The sequence below is a fragment of the Lonsdalea populi genome, from assembly GCF_015999465.1.
Classification (GTDB): domain Bacteria; phylum Pseudomonadota; class Gammaproteobacteria; order Enterobacterales; family Enterobacteriaceae; genus Lonsdalea; species Lonsdalea populi.
Map to the genome: position 1 here is coordinate 3275613 of NZ_CP065534.1, position 22739 is coordinate 3298351.

Below are 22739 nucleotides of genomic sequence, written 5' to 3' on the forward strand. Positions count from 1 at the left end.
TCATCTGTCAGGGCAAAGACTGGCAGAACGCCTCTGCATCTTTGGCCAGCGCATCAATATGGGCACGGATAACATTGACCTTCTGCAGCAGAGGGTTTCTTTCCGGCGAAGCGCTAACGGAATTCATCCGCGTCACCAGCGTCTCTATTTGGTCTCTCAGTTCCGCTTCCTGCTCCCGGGCCAGCGTCAACTGCACATTGAGCTGATGAACGTGCTCGTGCCAGCGCTGCTGTTGTTGCCGCACGCTGGATTCCAGCGCCTGCAGCGCACTGTCCAGCCGCGCTTCCCACTCATCAATACACATAGAGATTCCTTTGCCTGACTATCCAGCGAATTATAATGACAGTCTCACTTGACCACAAATCGCCCCCTTCAGACTCAAACTACGTTAATCGGACTCGCGGCGTTTGACAGCGCTTTTAATGGCGCGCAGCACAACAAATTTCGGATTGCTGGCAAGGGTTTCGCAATTGCCGAACAGACGCTTTAGCTTCTGAAAATAGTTCAGGTGGCGATTGCCGACAATCCGCAGTTCCCCGCCGACGCCGAGGCAACGCTTCGCATCCGTAAACATCTGCCAGGCGATGTCGCCCGAGATCGCCTGCTGCTGATGAAACGGCGGGTTGCACAGCACGGCCTGAAGACTCCCGTCGGCGATACCGGTCAGAGAGTTATTCACCGCAAACCCGCAGCGGTCGAGATCCCGCGGTCGGTTCAGCGCCACGTTCTTCCGGCTGGAGGCCACGGCCATATAAGATTCATCCAGGAAGCTGATGGTGGCTTGAGGATTCAGGTCGAGGGCAGTCAGTCCCACGACGCCCTTGCCGCAGCCCAGATCGACCACCTTGCCTTCCAACTGCTGCGGTAAATGCTGAATAAAGAGTCGTGCGCCGATATCCAGCCCGCCGCGCGCGAAGACGTTGGCGTGGCTGACTATTTGTAAATCGTGTTCGGGCACCGGCCATTCGGTCAGCGGCAAGCGGTCACTCGCGCCCCGGCCGTCGGGCTGGCAATGAACCAAACGCGCTTTTTTCCAGGCCAGCGACGTCTTGGTCGGGCCCAGGATCTGTTCGAATAACGCAAGCGTCGAGGTATGAATGTCGCGCGCCTTCGCCCCGGCAATGACGACCGTCTGCGGCGTCACCACTTGACTGAGCATCCGCAGTTGGTTTTCCAGCAGCGCCAGCGTCTTCGGGACTTTAATCACGACCAGCGCAGGAGCGGCGGGCAGATCCGACAGACTATCCAGCAGCGTGACCCCATCGGCGTCAAAACCGTTCAGCGCCAGATTGTGCCTCGTCGCCAGCTGGCTGAGGTACGAATCGCTGATGCTGCAAGTCGATTGCGCCTGCAACCCGCAGGCCAGCGCGCCGAACGCATCGTTGAAAATCAGGCGGGGTCCGTCGCCCAACGGCATGTCCGCCAGTTCGCGCAACAGATATTCGTCGGCTGCTTCCCAGGCCTGCAGCGCGGTCTCCTGAGCCGAAAGGGGATAGCGCACCAGCGTTAAGCTGCTCGTTTCCAGATTGAGTTGGCTCATCGCCTCTCCTGTGAAAATGCAAATTTGCGCTGTTTATCCCCTAAAAGAACGCGGCAGTAAATGCTTTTCTCACATTGCGTTTCCGTCGTTCGAGCACAGCTGGCGGCAGCGTAGCCGTGCTCCACCGGACAACGGGCGAGATCGGTTTGACCGGGGTCAATATTTCACCTATCTTTAGTCACGCAAAGGGGAGTAACTTCTTCGCCGGTTAGTCGTCATTACAGTGCATTTGCACTCGGTTACCGGGCAACCTTAATGCATACTCGCATTAAGTTGTAAGTGAGACCTTGCCGGAAGGCGAGGTCCATTTGCGAACAATGTGCGCAAACGGCCCACGCCTTACGACGTGGGCCGTTTTGTTTTTACATTTTAAGGATATGAACTATGGCTTCCATAGGCACACCGTGGTTATGGGGCAGCTTTGCTGCCATTGTAGTGGTCATGCTGGCTATCGACCTTTTCTCTCAGGGGAAAAAAGGATCGGCGGTCATGACATTTAAGCAGGCGGCCAGTTGGTCCATCGTGTGGGTCACGATGGCCGTGCTGTTCAACGCTGGCTTCTGGTGGTATCTCAACAGCACGATGGGACGGGAGATCGCCGACGCACAGGCGCTAGCCTTCTTTACCGGGTATCTGATTGAAAAAGCGCTGGCAGTCGATAACGTCTTCGTCTGGCTGATGCTATTCAGTTACTTCTCCATCCCCGCGCAGTATCAGCGCCGCGTGCTGATCTTCGGTGTCCTGGGCGCCATCGTGCTGCGCACCATCATGGTGTTCGCGGGCAGTTGGCTGGTGACGCAGTTCCAGTGGTTGCTGTATATTTTCGGCGCATTCTTGCTGTTTACCGGCGTCAAAATGGCGATGGCTAAAGAAGATGACGCGGCGGTTGGCGACAAGCCGGTGGTACGCTGGCTGCGCAAACATCTGCGGATGACGGATACCCTGCAGGGCGAGCGTTTCTTTAGCCGCCAGAACGGCGTGCTTTATGCCACACCGTTGTTCCTGGTGCTGATCATGGTGGAGATCAGCGACGTTATTTTCGCAGTGGACAGTATCCCGGCTATCTTCGCGGTGACGACCGATCCCTTTATCGTATTGACCTCGAATCTTTTCGCCATTCTGGGACTCCGCGCCATGTACTTCCTGCTGTCCGGCGTGGCTGAAAAGTTCTCACTGCTGAAGTACGGTCTGGCAGTGATCCTGATATTCATAGGGGTCAAAATGATGTTGATCGATCTCTTCCATATCCCCGTTTCGCTGTCGCTTGGCATCGTGGCGGCAATACTGTTGGTCACCATACTGATCAATATCTGGGTCAATCGGCGAGCGGCACGCTAACCTCATCAACGTCATTTTTACGGTCCTGAATAAAACGCCCGGTAAAAACCTTACCGGGCGTTCTCTTTTTAAGATTATCGCTAGGCTTGTCTATACTGTGCCTGTTTGCCGTCTTTTTCCGGGCGAAGATAATCGGGACAATAGAAAAAAAGGTCATAAAACGTCGATTTCTGTCAGTAAGTGTAAAATATGACTGTATCCACGATTATCGCGGCTAAAACCGCGAATTATCTGACTTTTACCGCTGATATTTCCCTATCTCAGCCCTACCTATTTTGTTACAGTTATGGCGTTTTTTTTATGTTTATCGGTAGCAGATTAGGCTATCCCCCTGAAACAGGATGTCAGTCATTTCAACGCGCCCTAATTCCACGCCGTTATGACCATCCGCTGTATTGCCGTCGTCGATTCAGGCATTCAAGCCCGGAGTCGTTCGAATAATAAAATCAATAAATAACGCGTCATCGAGCAACGTTTCATTGCCGATGCATCAGGCTAAACCTGCTTCTCGCTGAAAGAAGCCCTTTTGGCGCAAATTCACGCTGTACCAGCAGGATCTGAAACTTACAGTGACTCATTGGGGGCAGAGAATTTATCCCCATGCCGCAGTACAGGAATACCGGATGGAAATGATTAAAGAGCTTCTTAACGCACTCTGGCACCAAAACTTCGATATACTCGCCAACCCCAAGCTGGTTTGGACGATATACGGGCTACTGTTCCTGATCCTCGTTCTGGAAAACGGTTTGCTGCCCGCCGCCTTTCTGCCCGGCGACAGTCTGTTGATTCTTGTCGGCGTCCTTATCGCCAAAGGCGCCATGAACTACCCTTTTACCATCGTTCTACTGACCACGGCGGCCAGCCTGGGATGCTGGATGAGCTATCTGCAAGGCAAGTGGCTGGGTAATACGAGGCTGGTGCAAAGTTGGCTTTCGCACCTGCCGGTGCATTACCATCAAAGAGCGCACCAGTTGTTCCACCGTCACGGTTTGTCGGCGCTGCTGATTGCGCGTTTTCTGGCGTTTATCCGGACGCTGCTGCCCACGATCGCCGGCCTTTCCGGGCTGAATAACGCCCGCTTCCAGTTCTTTAACTGGATGAGCGCTTTCCTGTGGGTCATTATTTTGGTCTCTCTCGGCTATGCGCTGGGAAATACGCCGGTCTTTCGCAAGTACGAAGGCCAGCTGATGTTTTTTCTTATGATGCTGCCGCTGGTGTTGCTCTGCATCGGATTGGTGGGGTCATTGGTGGTACTCTGGCGCAAGAAACGCGCCGTCAATAGCGGAAAAGGACATTAAGACATGGTGAGCCGCTGGCTGAAAAATAAGCCCGTCTGGCGTCTACTGTTGATGCTGTTGCCCGTTATTATCATGGTCACGTCGTCCCGCCATACGCCCGATGAAGTCACGCTGCATATCAGCCCGCAGCGTCAGGGCGCCACGCTTCCGGATGGATTTTACATTTATCAGCGCCTCAGTGAGCGCGGCATCGGTATTGAAAGCATCATTCTCGCGCAGGACAGCATCGTGGTGCGGCTTTCTCGTCCGGAACAGAGTAGAGACGCGCGCGACGTGCTGCGAATGGCGCTGCCTCAGGTCAACGTCGTCACTCAGATAGCGAAAAGCGGTCAGCCCGCGCAGAAGTACTCTCCACCGCCATCGTCTCATTTGGGATAATCCCTCGAGGTTATCTCACCCAGCTCCCGTTGCCGCAGCGCGGTATTGCAATCCATTCAACCCACGCAAGGGTTTACCGTACGCCAATAGAAATATCGTCTATAGTTGAATATCAGCTTTCATAACATTAGGGAGTTTTGCTATGTCTCGTGAATCCAATTCAGAACAGAAACTGCGTGAAGAATTACGATCTTTGGGCGACACGCTGGAAGAAGTGCTGCGTAGCTCCAGCGAAAAGTCCAAAGGCGACCTGGAAAAACTGCGCGAAAAAGCGGAGAGCGTCCTGCAAGAATCCCGTTCACGCCTGAATGAAACCGGTGAGCGCATCAAAGCTCACACGCGTGAAGCGACCGGAAAGGCTGAAGATTATATTCGTGAAAAACCCTGGGCCGGCGTTGGGATCGGCGCGGCCGTCGGCCTCGTCGTCGGCATTTTGCTCGCACGTCGTTAATCGCCATGAGCGATCAAGAACGCCAAGGCCCCGCCATCGCCTGCGTCGCAACGGTGAAACGCATCATCACCCTGCTAGCAGGAATGGTTGAAACGCGGGTCAAGCTCGCCGTCGTTGAACTTGAACAAGAGAAGAGTCATCTGATCCAATTGCTGCTTTTGGTAGGGCTAACCCTGATATTCACCACTTTTGGCCTGATGTGCCTGATTGCACTGGTGATCTGGAGCCTGGAACCTGAGTATCGCCTGCTGGGGCTCTGTTGGATAACCGGAATTCTGTTGGGGCTGGCAGTTATCGGCGGCCTTTGGGCGCTGCTGCGCGCACGCCGCACTACGCTGCTGAAAGAGACCCGGAAAGAGCTGGCTAACGATCGTGCGCTGCTGGAGGAAAAGCTGAAGTGAGCCGCAAACGGTATCTGGCACAGGAAAAAGCGCGACTGGTGAGCCTCATCCACCAGCAACGCATTGAACTGGTCTCGGAAAAAAGGCAGTGGCTTGAAGCGACTGAACCGTGCGATCGCTATTGGCAAAAACTCGTTGGCATGCGTAACTATCTGATTGCCGGCGCTGGGCTTGTAGCCGTCGTCGGTCTACGACGTCCCGGCCGTCTGCTGAAGGTCGCCCGTAAGGCCGCAGGCGTTTGGGGCGCGATAAAGTTGGTACGTAACATTCTCCCACGCTCCTAGCTCATAAAGACGTAGCCATACCCTCTGAGGTGTGGCTTTTTTACGCCTTCGCCTTGAAATCAATTTAATTGAATAAAAAAGACAATTTTACTTGCTGTCTTACTTTCCTATCCCCCTCTAATATCACCCTCAACCGTCAAACACGGCTAAAAAATCGATTAATTATTGATAGTTAATCATCATCAGCGTGCTGAATCGCACAATGCCGACCGGAGAGAGAATTGATGAAAAAATCAGACAATGTCCTGATATTAGTTGCCCGTATCCTGATGCCGATACTGTTCATTTACGCCGGTTACGGCAAGCTGGGCGACGCCTATGCCGGAACCCAGCAATACATGCAGGCGATGGGTATCCCCGGCGCGTTGCTGCCCCTGACGATTCTTCTGGAGCTGGGTGGTGGGCTGGCAATTCTCTTCGGTTTCTTCACTCGCACCGTGGCGATTTCGACAGCGATATTTACGCTGCTTACCGCACTTATTTTCCACCACGATTTTGCGCAGGCGGGTAATGAGCTGATGTTTGTGAAAAATCTGTCTATCACCGGCGGTTACCTCCTGCTGTTTGTCACCGGACCCGGCGCCTATAGCCTCGACCGCCTGCTAAATAAGAAGTGGTAATACCCGATACAGGTATGCTGTACTTATTCCAACCGGCCGTGTGAAACCCAATCGCACGGCCTTCAAACTGCTTCGCGCAGGTGGGTTGGGACTTAAGAAAGAGCCGGTTCTGCGCGATACCACGTTGGGGAGGAGAGCACGATGGGACAATTACTTAAAGGGCAATGGCACGACTCCTGGTATGACACCTCATCGACGGGCGGACATTTTCAACGCCCCCAAACCTCATTTCGCCATTGGGTGACGCCCGATGGCCGCCCCGGCCCCAGCGGCGAAGGCGGATTTCGCGCGGAGCCTGGACGCTATCATCTGTATGTTTCGCTCGCCTGTCCGTGGGCGCACCGGGCGCTGTTGCTACGCAAGCTGAAGGGATTGGAAACGCACATCGGCGTCTCGGTGGTACATCCTCTTATGTTGGAAAACGGCTGGACGTTTGCGACCGATTTCCCGGCAACCACCGGCGACAAACTCTATCAACACCGCTACCTTTATCAGCTTTACCTGCACGCCAAGCCAGACTACAGCGGGCGTGTGACCGTACCGGTGTTGTGGGATACGCAGCAACAGACCATCGTCAGCAACGAGTCGGCGGATATTATCCGCATGCTGAACAGCACATTTGACGGCGTGGGTGCGATGCCTGGCGATTACTATCCGCTGGCGCTGCGCACAGAGATCGAGGCGCTGAACGAGTGGATTTACCCTCAGGTTAACAATGGCGTCTACAAGGCGGGCTTCGCCACGCAGCAAAACGCCTATGACGATGCGGTCACGCAGCTGTTCGAAGCGCTGGATCGGCTGGAGCAACGTCTGAGTCAACGGCGTTATCTGACCGGCTCACGTCTGACGGAAGCCGATCTGCGGCTGTGGACCACGCTTGTCCGCTTCGACCCGGTTTACCACACTCATTTCAAATGCGATCGCTGGCGTTTGACGGATTATGAAAATTTGTACGGTTTTACGCGGGATATTTATCAACTACCGGGTATCGCGGAGACGGTCAATATGGATCACATTCGCCACCACTACTACCGTAGCCATGCCACGATTAACCCTTACGGCATTATTTCCGTCGGCCCAGAGCTGGCGCTAATAAAACCGCACGACCGAGAGAGACGGTTCAGCCGCTAACTCCCGTCGCCAACATCACGGTCAGCATCAGCGGGACGGCAGAATGGGGTGGCACTCCCGCACTACCGTTTCGCCGGGTCGGAAAGTGATTAAGACTCACGCAATACTTTGGGGATTTCCCGTAGCAGCCAGGACTTGGCTTCGCCCATATTGTCACGGCGCCAGGCCATGATGATCTGGCTCTCAAAAGTGCTTTCTGGGCTAACCACGCGCAGCCGTCCTTCGGCGATATCCTGAGCCACCAACTCGTAGGGGATTGTCGCAACGCCTAATCCTGCGAGCAAAGCCCGGCGTTTATCGTCCATCGTACTCACCGTCAGGCGAGGCTGTTTATCCAACAGCTGCACGGTCAGCACGGGGCGATCGCGCGCAGTATCCGCAATGGCGACCCCCCGATATTTGACTCGGGTGACTTCGGACAACGGTTCAGGCTCGTTATGAATGGGATGATCCGGGCTGGCGACATAGACACATTTCACCGAATAGAGCTTGCGCGTATTGACCTCCGACGTCGCACGGAAGTGAACATCCGGAGAGATAACGATGTCGGCGCGGTCTTGTTCCAGTCGCTCCCAGGCGCCTGCCAGCACCTCGGTCAGAATAGAAACCTGCGTGTTGGCCTTTTGCGCCAACTTATCCAGCAGCGGAAAAAGGCGTTCCGTCGGCACCAATGCTTCCACGACAATGGTGACATGGGTTTCCCAGCCGCGGGCGAGCGCTTCGGCATCCGTCGTCAGCTTATCGGCCGCTTCCAGCAGGACTCGCCCACGCTCCAGCAGCATTCTTCCCACATTAGTAAATTTAGTGCGATGACCCGAGCGGTCGAACAATACCACGTCCAGTTCATCCTCTAACTTTTGCATGGTATAGCTCAGCGCCGAAGGCACTCTGCCCAGCTCATCCGCCGCCGCCGCAAAGCTCCCCCGACGCTCGATAGCATCCATCACCCTTAACGCTTCCAATGTTAACGCTCGATCTTTCGACATAGATATTCTCATTCAGGATTTTTGAACGTCCCCACCAGATTAACTAGCTTACAATCTACCGTCCAGCCTATTACCCTCGCAGGGTCGAATACTTACGAGGACCGGACACCATGATCATTAGCAGAGCAGCAGAACAATGCGGCAAGGCTGACTACGGGTGGCTGCAGGCGCGATACACGTTCTCTTTCGGTCATTATTTTGACCCTGACCTGCTGGGATTCGGTTCGCTGCGCGTGTTGAATCAGGAAGTCCTGGCCCCCAAGACCGCCTTCCAGGCGCGGACCTATCCGCGTGTCGATATCCTTAACCTTCTTCTGCAAGGCGAAGCCGAATATCGAGACAGCAATGGCAACCACACGCAAGCCAAAGCTGGCGACGTCATGTTGTTGGCGACTCAGCCCAACCTCAGCTACAGCGAGCAGAATATTGCCAAAGACACGCCGCTGACCCGTATTCAGCTATGGCTGGATGCCTGCCCGACACGCGAAAATCGCGCGCTGCAACGTATGACGCTGAACGGCGAGCGCGCTCAATTGCTGGCTTCTCCGGACGACGAAAACGGCAGCCTGCATCTAAGACAACAGGTCTGGGTTTACCATCTGGATCTGTCCTCCGGAGAATCGTTGACGCATCCCTTGAAGGGTAATCGCGCCTACATTCAGTCCATCCACGGTGAACTTGGCATCCGTAGCAAAGCCGATGAGGGCAAAACGTTACATTGCGGCGACGGCGCCTTTATTCAGCAGGAGACGGCCATTACCCTGCAGGCAAAAACGCCGATGCGGGCGCTGTTGATCGATTTGGTGGCGTAACGCGCTCCCCTCCTGACTCGGCGTTTCTACGGAGTCATGGTAAGATAAATTATCATCCTCACCACTTTCTTCAGAGTTATAGCGATGGATTCAACCGATCCGGCCAAACTTCTTGCCCATGCTGAGCGACTGTGTCAGCAGCGCAACGTTCGACTTACGCCGCAGCGTCAGGAAGTGCTACGGCTGATGGTCCAACAGCCAGGCGCTATCAGCGCATATGACCTGTTGGATCTACTGCGCGTCGCTGAACCTCAGGCTAAGCCCCCCACCGTTTACCGTGCGTTGGATTTCCTGCTTGAACAAGGATTCATTCACCGCGTGGAATCCACCAACAGCTACGTGCTGTGCCACCATTTCGAAGAACACAGCCATACCTCGGCACTATTTATTTGCGACCGCTGCCGCCAAGTCACGGAGAGCCCTACTGAAGGCGTTGAAGAAATACTGCAACAAATTGCGCTCCAGACGGGATTCTCCCTGCGCCACAGTGTAGTTGAAGCGCACGGCCTGTGCGTTGAATGCAGGAAAATTGAAGCCTGTGATCACCGCGACAGCTGCAACCACGACCACAGTATCGTCCTCAAAAAGCGCTGAGCAGCAAAAAGTGCAGGTACGGCGTCATCGCGCCGAACGGTGGTACTGAGAATGGAATCTGAGGAAGATAGTAAATTTGAGAAGGGATTGAGGTTCAGGCTTGCGGGGAACCTTTGGTTCGGTTTTCATTTCAACCGTTACGTTCGGCGAGAAAGACCAAACGCAACGGAAGAGGTATAAACGGGGCGTTCAGCAAACCAGGTCGATCAACTCCAATCGCTGTTGCGAATGACGCCGACGGCCAACCCTTCAATGGAAAAGTTTTCCTTGCTCAAATCGACGACGATAGGTGCAAACTCTTTGTTTTCAGCCAACAGCTGCACTTTATTACCCTGCTGCTTCAATCGTTTTACCGTAACTTCATCTTCAATGCGCGCCACAACCACCTGACCGTTGTGAACATCCTGCGTTTTATGCACAGCCAGTAGATCGCCATCCAGAATACCGATATCTTTCATCGACATACCACTCACACGCAGCAGAAAATCGGCGTTTGGCTTAAACATGGCCGGATCGACCTGATAATGACATTCGATATGCTGTTCCGCCAGCAGCGGTTCCCCTGCAGCCACGCGACCAATCAGAGGCAGGCCGAGCGACTCTTCTTCCATTAACAGACGGATACCGCGGGACGCGCCGGTGACAATCTCAATCACACCTTTACGAGAAAGAGCTTTCAAGTGTTCTTCAGCGGCATTGGGAGAGCGGAATCCCAGTTGTTTAGCGATTTCTGCTCGGGTGGGTGGCATACCGGTTTGTGAGATATGATCGCGAATAAGATCATAAACCTGCTGTTGTCTGGTCGTTAAAGCTTTCATTCCGCCCCCTGGTTGTTTATACAGTTTCGCTGTGAGTATATACAGGGAAACTGCCCAAGGGAACTGAGAAATCGCGTTGTACCTTGTTTTTTGGCGTCATTCACGAGAGCTATCACGCGAAATGCCCCCACAGCAAGGCACCCCAGACTACGGCCGCCAATAGGCAAGCAACCAGCACCGCCGCCGACCCCAAATCTTTCGCTCTCCCTGCAAGCTCATGATATTCCTTACCAATTCTGTCAACCACGGCTTCGATAGCGCTATTCAGCAACTCGACGATCACAATCAGCACGACCGCGCCAATCAACAATAACCGTTCTAATATTGAAACTGGCAGCCAGCAGGCAATAATAATGCCTGCCAGAGTAAGAATGGTTTCCTGACGAAAGGCCGCTTCATGCCTCCATGCCTGTTTAAGTCCTTGCAACGAATAGCCTGTTGCCTTGACAAGGCGGGTAATCCCGGTCGCCTTATTCATGATCCTTGCTTACTCCTTTTTTATTTAGTTTCAAACGCAATTTTCGCGTCACCCCATTGTCTCATGACCACAGATATCCGATAAGGTTTCTGTTATCCTTGCGGCGCATTGCTAATAAGAGGTTCTCAGTTGTTATGTCAGGTTGGCGTAAAATCTACTATAAGTTATTGAATTTCCCTCTGAAACTTTTGGTAAAGAGCAAAATCATTCCTCTGGATCCGATCGCTGAGCTGGACATCGATCCTACACGTCCTATTTTCTACGTTCTGCCCTACAACTCCAAAGCGGACTTACTGACGCTGCGTGAAAAGTGCCTTGCGCTGGGGCTGCAGGATCCGCTTGAACCCTTGATTGTCGACGGTCAAGCACTGCCAAGCTATGTGTTCGTCAATAGTGGCCCGCGCGTATTTCGCTACTACGTGCCCAAAGAGAAATCCATCAAGCTTTTCCACGACTATCTGGATCTGCATCGAGACAATCCGTCGCTGGATGTCCAGATGGTGCCGGTTTCAGTCATGTTTGGCCGTTCGCCGGGTCGAGAAGGCCATCAGCAGGAAGCGCCTCAGCTACGTCTGCTGAACGGCATCGAAAAGTTTTTCGCAGTTCTGTGGCTGGGACGCGACAGTTTCGTGCGCTTCTCAACGCCGGTCTCGCTGCGCTACATGGCGACGGAGCACGGCACGGACACCACCATCGCCCATAAGCTGGCGCGTGTGGCGCGGATGCACTTCGCTCGTCTGCGTCTGGCCACCGTCGGTCCGCGTCTACCGGTCAGGCAGGAGCTGTTCAAAAAACTGCTGTCATCGAAAGCCATCGCCAAAGCGGTGGATGATGAAGCACGATCGAAGAAAATCTCTCGAGAAAAAGCCCAGCAGAACGCCATTACGATGCTGGAAGAGATCGCTGCTAACTTCTCTTATGAAGCGGTGCGTCTCACTGACCGCGTGCTAGGCTGGACCTGGAACCGGCTATACCAGGGGATTAATGTCCACAACGCCGAGCGAATACGGCAGTTGGCTCAGGACGGACATGAAATCGTTTATGTTCCCTGCCACCGCAGCCACATGGACTATCTGCTGCTTTCTTACGTGCTGTACCACCAGGGGCTGGTGCCGCCGCACATTGCTGCGGGCATCAACCTCAACTTCTGGCCGGCGGGTCCTATCTTCCGCCGCCTGGGCGCGTTTTTCATCCGCCGAACCTTCAAAGGCAGCAAGCTCTATTCCACCCTGTTCCGCGAGTATCTCGGCGAACTGTTTACTCGCGGCTATTCGGTGGAGTACTTCGTGGAAGGCGGGCGCTCGCGCACCGGCCGCCTGCTCGATCCGAAAACCGGTACGCTGGCGATGACGCTTCAGGCCATGCTGCGCGGCGGCACGCGGCCTATCACGCTGGTGCCGATTTACATCGGGTATGAGCATGTTATGGAAGTCGGCACTTACTCCAAAGAACTGCGCGGCGCCACCAAGGAAAAAGAAGGTTTTCTCCAGATGATTCGCGGGCTCCGCAAGCTACGTAATTTAGGCCAGGGTTACGTCAATTTTGGCGAACCGCTGCCGTTGATGACCTATCTCAACAACAAGGTCCCGCGGTGGCGCGACGACATCGATCCAATTGAAGCGCTGCGCCCCGCCTGGCTGACGCCGACCGTGCAGGACATCGCCTCCGACATCATGGTTCGCATCAACAACGCTGCGGCGGCCAATGCCATGAACCTGTGCTCAACCGCACTTCTGGTGTCGCCGCAACGTGCGATGACTCGGACACAGTTGGAAGAACAGCTCGAATGCTATCTGCAGCTGATGCGCAACGTGCCCTATACCGAAAACACGACGACGCCGGACAAAACGCCTGCCGAACTGGTCGATCATGCATTGAAGATGGACAAGTTCACGGTTGAAAACGATAAACAGGGCACCATCATCAGCCTCCCGAGCGATCAGGCCGTGCTGATGACCTATTACCGCAACAATATCCAACATCTGTTGATCCTGCCGTCTCTGGTCGCCAGCATCATCGTGCACCATCGGCACATTAAGCAGGCCGAGCTATTGCACCAGGTGACGTTGATCTATCCGTTGCTGAAAGCGGAATTGTTCCTACATTACGAAACGGCGCAACTGGCCGGTGTGCTGCTGGCGTTGACCTCCGAGCTGGCGAATCAGCGGTTGATCGTGATAGAGGGCGAAAACCTGACGCCGAATAGCGAACGTAGCCGCCCGTTGCAACTGCTGGCCGCCGGCGTTATCGAAACGCTGCAGCGGTACGCCATCACTTTCCTGCTGCTTAAGGGCAACCCGACGATCAATCGCGGCACGCTGGAGAAAGAGAGCCGCGCGATGGCGCAGCGCCTGTCCCTCCTGCATGGCATCAACGCGCCGGAGTTCTTTGATAAGGCCGTCTTCTCTACGCTGGTCAATACGCTGCGTAGCGAAGGCTACATCAGCGATAGCGGCGATGCGGTGCTGGAGAAGGTACAGTCGATTTATGCGATTTTGAGCGACGTGATTACGCCGGAAGTCAGATTGACGATTGAAAGCCCCGCCGTTGCCAATGATGCAGCAGAATAATAAAGAAGTGGAGTAACACGACATGTGCCTGCGGCAAGCCTGCCACAGGCCTTTTTTTCTAGAGACTCAGCACTAACCCGATGAACAACGCCATCCCTACGTAGTTGTTATTGCGAAAAGCCTTGAAGCAATTATCCCGATCCCGTCCCGCAATCAGCGTCTGCTGATAAACAAACAGCCCCGCCGCTACCAGCAGCGACCAATAGAACATGGCGCCTAGGTCGGATATACGTCCTAAAATCACCATCGTCCCCAGCATCAACAGCTGCAGCACGCCGACGATAACGGTATCGTAACGACCAAACAGGATAGCCGTCGACTTTACGCCGATATTGAGATCGTCATCGCGATCGACCATCGCGTACTCGGTGTCGTAAGCCACGGTCCAGCAGAGATAAGCGAAAAACATCAGCCAGCAACTGCCCGGCAGCGACTCGCTGACGGCGGCATAGGCCATGGGGATCGACCAGCCAAAAGCCGCGCCTAACACGACCTGAGGCAGATGACTAAACCGCTTCATAAAGGGATAAACCCAGGCCAGAGCCAGCCCGGCGACCGACATCCAGATAGTCATGGTGTTCAACGTCAGCACCAACGCAAACGCCACCAGCGCCAGGATCACAAACAGCGCTTTAGCCGACTGTTCACTCACCAGGCCGCTAGGTAAGGGCCGCGATGCCGTGCGCTTCACATGACCGTCAAAATGGCGATCGGCATAGTCATTAATCACGCAGCCCGCGGCTCTCATCAGGAATACGCCCAGCACGAACACCCAGAGTGTCCAGCTCGCCGGCGCCCCGCGCCCCGCCAGCCATAACGCCCATAGCGTCGGCCACAGCAGCAACAGAGAGCCTATCGGCTTATCGACGCGCATCAGGCGACAATACACCATCCACCGTCCCGTCGTTAAAATTCGTTCCAACGCATCGTCTCCTCTACCGTTCAGTATCAGAACTGAGCGGAGAATAAATAGGGGCATCAGGCAAGAAAATCTCTGTCAGCAGTAAAGGATGGCCCGCCAACCGCAGACGTGAACGACGAGCCCACAGATCGCCGCGACGTCCCGGATTGATAAAGTCACGCTCCGGCGCACCCTGTTGGAAGAGATATCGTCCAAGAGGAACACTTCCGATCTGTGCCAACGCTCGGTTCGACATCTCCAGCGTGTGTTCAGGGATCACCGTTCGACCAAACAACCAGGGTCTGCCATCGCCATACAGCGTGACCTGCCGCAGCCAAAAGCGTTCGCTGATCGGCAACAGCGGCAGCTCCTCCCCTAAGATCGATGGCGAAACAAAACCTTCACGGGCGACCTCCACATCAAGACGCTGGCAATGCATTTCAAGTCGGGTGGTCATTGAGTCCCGATGGGCGAGCCACTCGGCGACTGCCGCGGGGATATCGGCGAACTCGCACCATGTCACCGGGCGCAAGAGGTCTACAGTCTCATCTGTCATTGTCCCCTCCTCGCCTCGGGTTTAGTAAATAAAGTAAACGATGTCCATTGTAGCGTAGAATAGCGCACTGATAACTCGTTCTGTCCCTGGGATGAATGAACTGCATGATTTTCATACACTCGTTACGCTAATAAACTATCTCGAAGTAAATAGGACGTTAATGAACCGCGTAGAATCCGGATAAGGACTTAAACCGGTTGAGTATCCTAATTTCATGATATTTCAATGCAATGACGCCATGATGTATTCACCCACCGCTGGGTGCCGAATGCGCCATTAATACAATAAAATTTCAGCTATTAATAGGGCGGCTCATTTTCACTTTCGGGAATTAAAACAGCTTGCGATGAAAAATGCTAATTATCTGATTATATAGATAAAATCCACACAATTAGGGTGGGTAAATCTATCTCCTAAGAAAATAGATTACAGTTCGTGGACAATTGCCAAAGCATAACCTGCCGCACGAGAGATCACGCTGCATCATTCATAAACCCTCACCTCTGGTTTATTTCGTGCCGATGATGTCCTTCAAAATACAATTAACCTGCCATTGATTAGCCAGACTTTTTTGATCGCGCCAGCATAGCATCCAATTTAATTGCCCTCTTTTCATAGGGGGTATTTCATCGCGTTTTTCTTCGCTCGAAAATGAAATTCTAGTCACTATCAGTCGTAGGCCGACGCAGCGCATAGCTTCGGCTTGAGGTGAACCACAGCACAAACAGAATGAACCGCAGCAAGAGATAAAAAAAACGACCGGGCAATGTTGACCCGGTCGTTTTTATTGGCTATCAGCGCTTGGGAAGACTCGCGGCGTTAGGAACGCAATCGGTGTCTGTCCCGGAGCTGATGATACGATGCTTAACGCATCTTACATCATGCCGCCCATTCCACCCATGCCGCCCATACCGGCAGCGCCTAAGTCCGCTTTGTCGTCTTTCGGCAGATCGGTCACCATACATTCGGTGGTGATCATCAGGCCGGCGACGGAAGACGCATACTGCAGAGCAGAACGAGTCACTTTGGTCGGATCCAGGATACCCATGTCGATCATGTTGCCGTACTGTTCGCTAGCGGCGTTGTAACCGTAGTTACCTTCGCCCGCTTTTACGTTGTTAGCAACGACAGACGGCTCTTCACCGGCGTTGGCGACGATCTGACGCAGAGGAGATTCCATCGCGCGCAGCGCAACACGGATACCCACGTTCTGATCTTCGTTTTCGCCAGTCAGTGAACGGATTGCATTCGCTACGCGAACCAGCGCAACACCACCACCGGCAACCACGCCTTCTTCAACCGCAGCACGGGTCGCGTGCAGGGCATCTTCAACGCGCGCTTTTTTCTCTTTCATTTCAACTTCGGTCGCCGCACCGACTTTGATTACCGCAACGCCGCCAGCCAGCTTAGCTACGCGTTCCTGCAGTTTTTCACGATCGTAGTCAGAGGTCGCTTCTTCGATCTGCTGACGGATCTGAGCAACACGGCCCTGAATGGTCGCTTCTTCACCCACACCGTCAATCACCGTAGTGGTGTCTTTGTTGATGACGACGCGCTTAGCCTGACCCAAGTCTTCCAGCGTCGCTTTTTCCAGCTCCAGACCGATTTCTTCAGAGATAACGGTACCAGCGGTCAGCGTTGCGATGTCCTGCAGCATAGCTTTACGACGGTCGCCGAAGCCCGGTGCTTTCACAGCAGCGACTTTCACGATGCCGCGCATGGTGTTTACAACCAGCGTCGCCAAGGCTTCGCCTTCAACATCTTCAGCGATGATCAGCAGCGGTTTGCCTGCTTTAGCAACCGCTTCCAGCACCGGCAGCAGTTCGCGGATGTTGGAGATTTTTTTGTCAGCCAGCAGAATGTACGGGCTTTCCAGCTCAACAGAACCGGTTTCCGGCTTGTTAATGAAGTAAGGAGACAGGTAACCGCGGTCGAACTGCATCCCTTCAACAACGTCCAGTTCGTCCTGCAGGCCGGTGCCTTCTTCAACGGTGATCACGCCTTCTTTACCGACTTTTTCCATGGCTTCAGCAATCAACTTGCCCACGGTTTCGTCTGAGTTGGCGGAGATGGTACCTACCTGAGCAATGGCTTTGGAGTCAGAGCAAGGTACAGACAGTTTTTTCAATTCTTCGACTGCGGCGATAACGGCTTTGTCGATTCCGCGTTTCAGGTCCATCGGGTTCATACCCGCGGCAACGGCTTTCAGGCCTTCGTTGACGATGGACTGCGCCAGTACGGTAGCGGTAGTCGTACCGTCACCGGCAGCGTCATTCGCTTTGGAAGCCACTTCTTTGACCATCTGAGCACCCATGTTTTCGAACTTGTCTTCCAGTTCGATCTCGCGGGCCACAGATACGCCGTCTTTCGTGATGGTCGGAGCACCGAAGGACTTATCCAGCACTACGTTACGGCCTTTCGGCCCCAGGGTGACTTTCACTGCATCAGCCAGTACATTCACGCCGCGAAGCATTTTGACTCGAGCGTCGTTACCAAAAATTACGTCTTTAGCTGCCATTGGTTGTTTCCCTTAAATTCGTTCAGTTCAGAGGATTACGCGCGATTAGGCTTCAACAATTGCCAGAATGTCGCCTTCGGACATGATCAGGACTTCATCGTTGTCGATTTTTTCTGTCTTCACGCCATAACCATCATTGAAAATAACGATGTCGCCAACTTTCACATCCAGCGGTTTTACTTCACCGTTTTCCAGGATACGCCCATGACCCACAGCCAGGACCTCGCCACGGGTAGATTTACCCGCTGCGGAACCGGTCAGAACGATGCCGCCAGCAGATTTTGATTCGACTTCTTTGCGCTTGACGATAACGCGGTCATGCAATGGACGAATTTTCATTGATAGCTCTCCTTTGAGAAAGTCCATGTCAGTTTAGGTAACATGCCGAATATGCTTTTATATCCGGCCTTGTGGAAAAGTAAGTGGGGACGTTTCGACGGGCTTCAAGGGAGGAAGGTAAATTTTTTTTCGCTTTAGTAGCGCTTTTTCACAGCACACCAAAAACACGGCAGATCAGATAGCTAATAAAAAAAAGACCGCCTGAATTCAGCGGTCGTCATTTTCATTATGTTTCTCAAGTCGTTCAGGGCGTTGATCCTTACGTTGATACTCGCCCTCGAAGACATCGCCCTGCGTTCCAACTGGACCCGAGCGCGAGCGCCAAAGATGCAAATGCGGCATCAGTTTCAGCGTCAGATGCTTTTGCAACGCCGGCAGCAGTAACAGTAGACCGAGGAAGTCGGTGAAGAACCCCGGCACCAGCAGCAGAAATCCCGATATCACCAGCGAAACGCTTTTCACCATTTCCGCGGCAGGACTCTCTCCGGCTTCGATTTTCCGCTGCATCTGAATAAAGGTCCTGATTCCCTGATTACGGACCAGCGAAACGCCGAGGCAGGAAGTAAATACCACTAGCAGCAGCGTAACAGCGATACCCAGCACGTGGGCGACCTGGATGAAAATGAAGATTTCAACGTAGGCCAACAGGAAAATCAGTATTAAAGGTATCCAGCGCACCCGGTGCTCCTGTAATTGATATTAACGTATTGATAAAAAGTATATTCCTAAAACTTGCGCTCGTAATATGCTATCGACGCAGTCATAAACGGCTCTCGGTAAACGCATCCAACGCGCCCGCCACCCCGGTACTGTATTGTTGAAATGGTAGCTCATGCGTTGCTTTTCAACCTGTACGCGTGGTTTTTTTGCTGCGATCTTTTTTCGGCTATAGTCACTCCTCGTGACTATTCGTGACGATTCACTCAGGAGACAGACAATGGAATGCCCAGATGTGATCGAGGCGACTATTTTACGCACAGGTTAAGAATATAATAATGGTATATCAATTAATAACGGTCAGATACACCACCCCTATTGAGAAAAGGCATTACGATAGGCTGTATAAACGCTAACTTATAGAAGAGTAAGAGAAGGCTCTTTATGTCAGACAATATCCGTATTGAAGAAGATCTATTAGGCAGCCGAGAAGTACCCGCCGATGCCTATTACGGCATCCATACCCTTCGCGCTATTGAAAATTTTTACATCAGCAATCAAAAAATCAGCGACGTCCCTGATTTCGTCCGCGGCATGGTGATGGTGAAAAAGGCCGCAGCCATGGCCAACCGAGAACTCCAGACCATCCCACGTAAAATAGCCGACGTGATCATTCGCGCCTGCGACGAAGTGCTCGACAACGGCAAATGCCTGGACCAATTTCCGGTGGATGTCTTCCAGGGCGGCGCAGGCACCTCATTGAACATGAACACCAACGAAGTGCTGGCCAATATCGGTCTCGAACTGATGGGGCACCAAAAGGGCGAGTACCAATACCTCAACCCCAACGATCATGTAAACAAATGCCAGTCGACCAACGACGCCTATCCCACCGGTTTTCGTATCGCCGTATACAACGCGATCCTGAAGCTGGTTGATGCCAATACACATTTGGGTGAAGGGTTCGAGCGCAAGGCCAAAGAGTTTGCCAACATCCTGAAAATGGGACGGACTCAACTGCAAGACGCCGTGCCGATGAGCCTGGGCCAGGAGTTCAACGCCTTCAACATTCTGCTGCAGGAAGAGAACAAAAACCTGCTGCGCACCGCTGAATTGCTGCTAGAGGTAAACCTGGGCGCAACGGCGATCGGCACACGGCTGAATACGCCGGACGGCTACCAGCAATTAGCCGTGCAGAAGTTGTCCGAGGTGAGCCACCTGCCCTGCGTTTCCGCAGAAGATCTGATTGAAGCGACGTCCGACTGCGGCGCTTATGTCATGGTGCACAGCGCGCTCAAGCGTCTGGCGGTCAAACTGTCGAAAATCTGTAACGACCTGCGCTTACTCTCCTCTGGCCCGCGCGCTGGCCTCAATGAGATCAACCTGCCGCAGTTGCAGGCGGGGTCATCCATCATGCCGGCGAAGGTCAATCCGGTCGTTCCCGAAGTGGTCAATCAGGTGTGCTTCAAGGTTATCGGCAATGACACCTGCGTCACGATGGCGGCCGAAGCAGGCCAGTTGCAGTTAAACGTTATGGAGCCCGTGATCGGGCAGGCCATGTTTGAGTCTACCCACATTTTGACCAACGCGTGCTACAACCTGTTGGAAAAATGCGTGAACGGCATCACCGCTAACCAGTCGGTCTGTGAATCCTACGTGTTCAACTCTATCGGCATCGTCACCTACCTGAACCCGTTTATCGGTCATCATAACGGTGACATCGTCGGTAAGATCTGCGCTGAAACCGGAAAAAGTGTACGTGAAGTCGTGTTGGAACGCGGCCTGCTGACCGAAGCGGAACTGGACGATATTTTCTCCGTACAGAACCTGATGCATCCGGCCTACAAGGCGAAACGTTATACCGACGAGAACGAACCGCAGTAACCTTCTCTGCTCCCTTCAGCGCCGGGCCAGACGCCGAAGGGAGATTCTTTAGTTCCTCACATTTCCCGAAGTGTCTACGTTCAGCGCGATCCGCGCTTACGCTCACGCCGGCCTAAAGGTATAGTGTGGCGATAATTTTACGTTTCCGCTGCTGAGGTCATTATGTCTGAACTCATCGCCTGCGACGCCGTGGTGGTACTGTGTACGGCCCCCGACGACGCCAGCGCCCGATCGTTAGCCGCCGCCGCGCTGGAAGCCGAACTGGCGGCCTGCGTCACGATGTTGCCGGGCGCCACGTCGCTTTATCGCTGGGAAGGGAAACTGGAGCAACAGCAGGAAATCCAGCTGATTCTGAAAAGCGACCAGGCGCATCTGCAAGACCTGTTCACGTTGCTGAAACAGCAGCATCCCTACCAAACGCCGGAATTATTGGCATTCCTGGTTCACGACGGCGATAACGATTATCTCTCATGGCTCAACGCGTCCTTACGCTGATTATCCTATTCGGCACATTGCTTTTTACCGCTGTCGCGCCGGCCGAAAACCCTTTCGGCCGGGTGCAAACGTCTCGTTTTCTGCCCGCCGCGCAGGCGTTTGTCTTCGACTTCCAGCAGCAAGGGAAGCAGCTCAGGCTTCAGTGGATCATTCACCCAGGCTATTACCTATATCGCCAGAAAATAGCGATTTATTCCGGCAACACCTTGCTCACAAACATTGATTTTCCGACGGCCGAACGGCATCAGGACGCCTTTTTCGGCGTGGTCGACATTTTCCGGAACCGCCTGCAACTGAATGTTCCGCTGGATGGGCTTCCACAAGGCAGCACGTTAACGGTGGGCTATCAGGGCTGCGCCGACGCCGGGTTCTGCTATCCGCAGGAGCGCCAAAGCATCCCGCTCAGCCAATGGGATTCAGGCGGCGAGATAACGGTCACCCCGCCACCATTGCCGTTTTCCCCGTGGTGGGCCGTATTGATCGGTATCGGAGTCGCCTTTACGCCCTGCGTACTGCCGATGTACCCACTGATCTCCAGCTTGATTCTGGGGCGGCGGGAACGTCTTTCCACTCGACGCACCCTACTGCTGACCTTCGCCTATGTGCAGGGCATGGCGCTAACCTATACGCTGCTGGGATTGGTCGTGGCGGCGGCCGGTCTGCGCTTTCAGGCGGCGCTACAGCATCCTTACGTCTTAATCGGATTGGCGTCGCTGTTCACCCTGCTGGCGCTTTCCATGTTCGGACTCTTTAGCCTGCAGTTACCTTCAGCCCTGCAAACGCGCCTCGTTAACTGGAGCAACCGACAGGAAAGCGGTTCTTTGTCCGGCGTCTTTTTGATGGGCGCGCTCGCCGGTCTGATTTGCTCCCCCTGCACCACAGCCCCGCTAAGCGCGCTGCTGCTGTATATCGCCCAAAGCGGCCATATGCTGGCGGGCGGCGGTACGCTGTATCTCTATGCGCAGGGGATGGGGCTGCCGCTAATTGGCGTCGCCCTGTTCGGCAACCGCATCCTCCCGAAAAGCGGTCCCTGGATGAACCATATTAAAGAGGCCTGCGGCTTCGCAATGCTGGCGCTGCCGGTATTCCTACTGGCGCGACTACTCGGCGACCTCTGGACCTGGCGGCTATGGGGACTGCTCGGCGTCGCGTTCTTCGGTTGGGCGTTCGCCCTCAGTCTGCGTGGGCGAACAGGATGGATTCGGGGTCTGCAAATCTTGCTGCTGCTCGGCGCACTTATCTCCGTAAGGCCAATACAAGACTGGCTGTTCACATCGGCAACGCCGAAAACCGAATCGTCTGGCGGCATCGCTTTTTCTCCCATCAACAATCTGGACGATCTGAACATCGCACTTCGCAATAGCCGCGGCATCACCATGCTGGATTTCTACGCCGACTGGTGCGCCGCCTGTAAATCGTTCGAGAAGATCACGTTCAGTGACGGCGAAGTGCAGCATCAGATGGCTCGCCTGCGGCTACTGCAAGCCAACGTGACAGCTAATACGCCTGAACAGAACGCCTTACTGACGCGGTTGCAGGTACTAGGCTTGCCGAGCATTCTGTTTTTCGACGCCTCGGGCAAAGAGATCCCGGGGTCACGCGTCACAGGTTTCATGGATGCGGCGCAGTTCCGATCGCATTTGCAGAAACTATTCACGTCAACGACACTTGTTGATTAACGGCCACGCAC

The 22739-nt window shown here is 54.0% G+C and carries 24 protein-coding genes; 14 read left to right on the plus strand and 10 right to left on the minus strand.

Annotated features, from left to right (window positions below; translation table 11 throughout):
- Positions 1 to 7 precede the first annotated feature (7 nt).
- Both I6N93_RS14460 and rlmG read right to left on the minus strand, forming a co-directional pair.
- A complete protein-coding gene (locus I6N93_RS14460; protein ID WP_085689776.1) occupies positions 8 to 304 on the minus strand; it encodes a hypothetical protein in 297 nt (98 codons plus the stop codon).
- Between the two features lie 84 nt (positions 305 to 388).
- On the minus strand, positions 389 to 1540 hold the full coding sequence (gene rlmG / locus I6N93_RS14465) for a 23S rRNA (guanine(1835)-N(2))-methyltransferase RlmG (protein ID WP_085689774.1): 1152 nt from the start codon (positions 1538 to 1540) through the stop codon (positions 389 to 391).
- A 384-nt stretch (positions 1541 to 1924) separates the two neighbouring features.
- Here rlmG and I6N93_RS14470 point away from each other — a divergent pair, with 384 nt between their 5' ends.
- The 8 genes from I6N93_RS14470 to I6N93_RS14505 all read left to right on the plus strand — a co-directional run bounded on the left by I6N93_RS14470 (position 1925) and on the right by I6N93_RS14505 (position 7441).
- Positions 1925 to 2878 carry a TerC family protein gene (locus I6N93_RS14470; RefSeq protein ID WP_085689772.1) on the plus strand — a complete coding sequence of 318 codons (954 nt, stop codon included), beginning with the start codon at positions 1925 to 1927 and terminating at the stop codon, positions 2876 to 2878.
- Positions 2879 to 3501: 623 nt separating this feature from the next.
- Positions 3502 to 4176: a DedA family protein gene (locus tag I6N93_RS14475; protein WP_085689768.1), complete on the plus strand. Its 675-nt coding sequence runs from the start codon at positions 3502 to 3504 to the stop codon at positions 4174 to 4176.
- A gap of 3 nt (positions 4177 to 4179) precedes the next feature.
- The gene (mzrA, locus tag I6N93_RS14480) at positions 4180 to 4554 is read left to right on the plus strand and encodes an EnvZ/OmpR regulon moderator MzrA (protein ID WP_085689766.1); all 375 of its coding nucleotides are present in this window, start codon (positions 4180 to 4182) and stop codon (positions 4552 to 4554) included.
- A gap of 142 nt (positions 4555 to 4696) precedes the next feature.
- On the plus strand, positions 4697 to 5005 hold the full coding sequence (locus tag I6N93_RS14485) for a DUF883 family protein (RefSeq protein ID WP_085689764.1): 309 nt from the start codon (positions 4697 to 4699) through the stop codon (positions 5003 to 5005).
- Positions 5006 to 5010: 5 nt separating this feature from the next.
- Positions 5011 to 5406 (plus strand): phage holin family protein, encoded by a 396-nt coding sequence (locus I6N93_RS14490; RefSeq protein ID WP_085689762.1) that lies wholly within the window; start codon positions 5011 to 5013, stop codon positions 5404 to 5406.
- Positions 5403 to 5690 carry a YqjK-like family protein gene (locus I6N93_RS14495; protein ID WP_085689760.1) on the plus strand — a complete coding sequence of 96 codons (288 nt, stop codon included), beginning with the start codon at positions 5403 to 5405 and terminating at the stop codon, positions 5688 to 5690. Before I6N93_RS14490 ends, I6N93_RS14495 begins: the two co-directional genes overlap by 4 nt.
- Before the next feature lie 224 nt (positions 5691 to 5914).
- Positions 5915 to 6310, plus strand: coding sequence for a DoxX family protein (locus tag I6N93_RS14500; RefSeq protein ID WP_085689758.1), 396 nt, complete (start codon positions 5915 to 5917; stop codon positions 6308 to 6310).
- A gap of 141 nt (positions 6311 to 6451) precedes the next feature.
- Positions 6452 to 7441: a glutathione S-transferase family protein gene (locus tag I6N93_RS14505; RefSeq protein ID WP_085689756.1), complete on the plus strand. Its 990-nt coding sequence runs from the start codon at positions 6452 to 6454 to the stop codon at positions 7439 to 7441.
- Positions 7442 to 7530: 89 nt separating this feature from the next.
- Here I6N93_RS14505 and I6N93_RS14510 read toward each other — a convergent pair whose 3' ends face one another.
- Positions 7531 to 8427, minus strand: coding sequence for a LysR family transcriptional regulator (locus tag I6N93_RS14510; protein WP_085689754.1), 897 nt, complete (start codon positions 8425 to 8427; stop codon positions 7531 to 7533).
- A 110-nt stretch (positions 8428 to 8537) separates the two neighbouring features.
- On the opposite strand from I6N93_RS14510, the gene I6N93_RS14515 reads away from it, so the two are divergent.
- Positions 8538 to 9239: a pirin family protein gene (locus I6N93_RS14515; RefSeq protein ID WP_085689752.1), complete on the plus strand. Its 702-nt coding sequence runs from the start codon at positions 8538 to 8540 to the stop codon at positions 9237 to 9239.
- A gap of 84 nt (positions 9240 to 9323) precedes the next feature.
- Complete coding sequence (gene zur, locus I6N93_RS14520; RefSeq protein ID WP_085689750.1) at positions 9324 to 9833, plus strand: zinc uptake transcriptional repressor Zur; 510 nt, start codon at positions 9324 to 9326, stop codon at positions 9831 to 9833.
- A 206-nt stretch (positions 9834 to 10039) separates the two neighbouring features.
- Here zur and lexA read toward each other — a convergent pair whose 3' ends face one another.
- Together lexA and I6N93_RS14530 are read right to left on the minus strand one after the other, a co-directional pair.
- Entirely contained in the window at positions 10040 to 10651 is a 612-nt protein-coding gene (lexA, locus tag I6N93_RS14525; RefSeq protein ID WP_085689748.1) for a transcriptional repressor LexA, read from the minus strand.
- A 112-nt stretch (positions 10652 to 10763) separates the two neighbouring features.
- A complete protein-coding gene (locus I6N93_RS14530; RefSeq protein WP_176222569.1) occupies positions 10764 to 11132 on the minus strand; it encodes a diacylglycerol kinase in 369 nt (122 codons plus the stop codon).
- Between the two features lie 131 nt (positions 11133 to 11263).
- Here I6N93_RS14530 and plsB point away from each other — a divergent pair, with 131 nt between their 5' ends.
- Positions 11264 to 13699 carry a glycerol-3-phosphate 1-O-acyltransferase PlsB gene (gene plsB, locus I6N93_RS14535; protein WP_085689744.1) on the plus strand — a complete coding sequence of 812 codons (2436 nt, stop codon included), beginning with the start codon at positions 11264 to 11266 and terminating at the stop codon, positions 13697 to 13699.
- Between the two features lie 58 nt (positions 13700 to 13757).
- Here plsB and ubiA read toward each other — a convergent pair whose 3' ends face one another.
- The 5 genes from ubiA to I6N93_RS14560 form a co-directional block, all read right to left on the minus strand.
- A complete protein-coding gene (ubiA, locus tag I6N93_RS14540) occupies positions 13758 to 14621 on the minus strand; it encodes a 4-hydroxybenzoate octaprenyltransferase (protein ID WP_085689742.1) in 864 nt (287 codons plus the stop codon).
- A gap of 13 nt (positions 14622 to 14634) precedes the next feature.
- Complete coding sequence (gene ubiC / locus I6N93_RS14545) at positions 14635 to 15156, minus strand: chorismate lyase (protein ID WP_085689740.1); 522 nt, start codon at positions 15154 to 15156, stop codon at positions 14635 to 14637.
- 874 nt (positions 15157 to 16030) lie between these two features.
- Positions 16031 to 17674, minus strand: a complete 1644-nt coding sequence (gene groL, locus I6N93_RS14550) for a chaperonin GroEL (protein ID WP_085689739.1) — start codon at positions 17672 to 17674, stop codon at positions 16031 to 16033.
- Between the two features lie 45 nt (positions 17675 to 17719).
- Positions 17720 to 18013, minus strand: a complete 294-nt coding sequence (locus I6N93_RS14555) for a co-chaperone GroES (RefSeq protein ID WP_026739589.1) — start codon at positions 18011 to 18013, stop codon at positions 17720 to 17722.
- 207 nt (positions 18014 to 18220) lie between these two features.
- Entirely contained in the window at positions 18221 to 18691 is a 471-nt protein-coding gene (locus I6N93_RS14560; protein ID WP_085689737.1) for an FxsA family protein, read from the minus strand.
- Between the two features lie 423 nt (positions 18692 to 19114).
- Here I6N93_RS14560 and aspA point away from each other — a divergent pair, with 423 nt between their 5' ends.
- The 3 genes from aspA (at position 19115) to I6N93_RS14575 (ending at position 22728) form a co-directional block, all read left to right on the plus strand.
- A complete protein-coding gene (gene aspA / locus I6N93_RS14565) occupies positions 19115 to 20554 on the plus strand; it encodes an aspartate ammonia-lyase (RefSeq protein ID WP_085689735.1) in 1440 nt (479 codons plus the stop codon).
- Between the two features lie 162 nt (positions 20555 to 20716).
- Positions 20717 to 21049, plus strand: coding sequence for a divalent cation tolerance protein CutA (cutA, locus tag I6N93_RS14570; protein ID WP_085689733.1), 333 nt, complete (start codon positions 20717 to 20719; stop codon positions 21047 to 21049).
- Positions 21025 to 22728, plus strand: coding sequence for a protein-disulfide reductase DsbD (locus I6N93_RS14575; RefSeq protein WP_085689731.1), 1704 nt, complete (start codon positions 21025 to 21027; stop codon positions 22726 to 22728). Before cutA ends, I6N93_RS14575 begins: the two co-directional genes overlap by 25 nt.
- Positions 22729 to 22739: the final 11 nt, after the last annotated feature.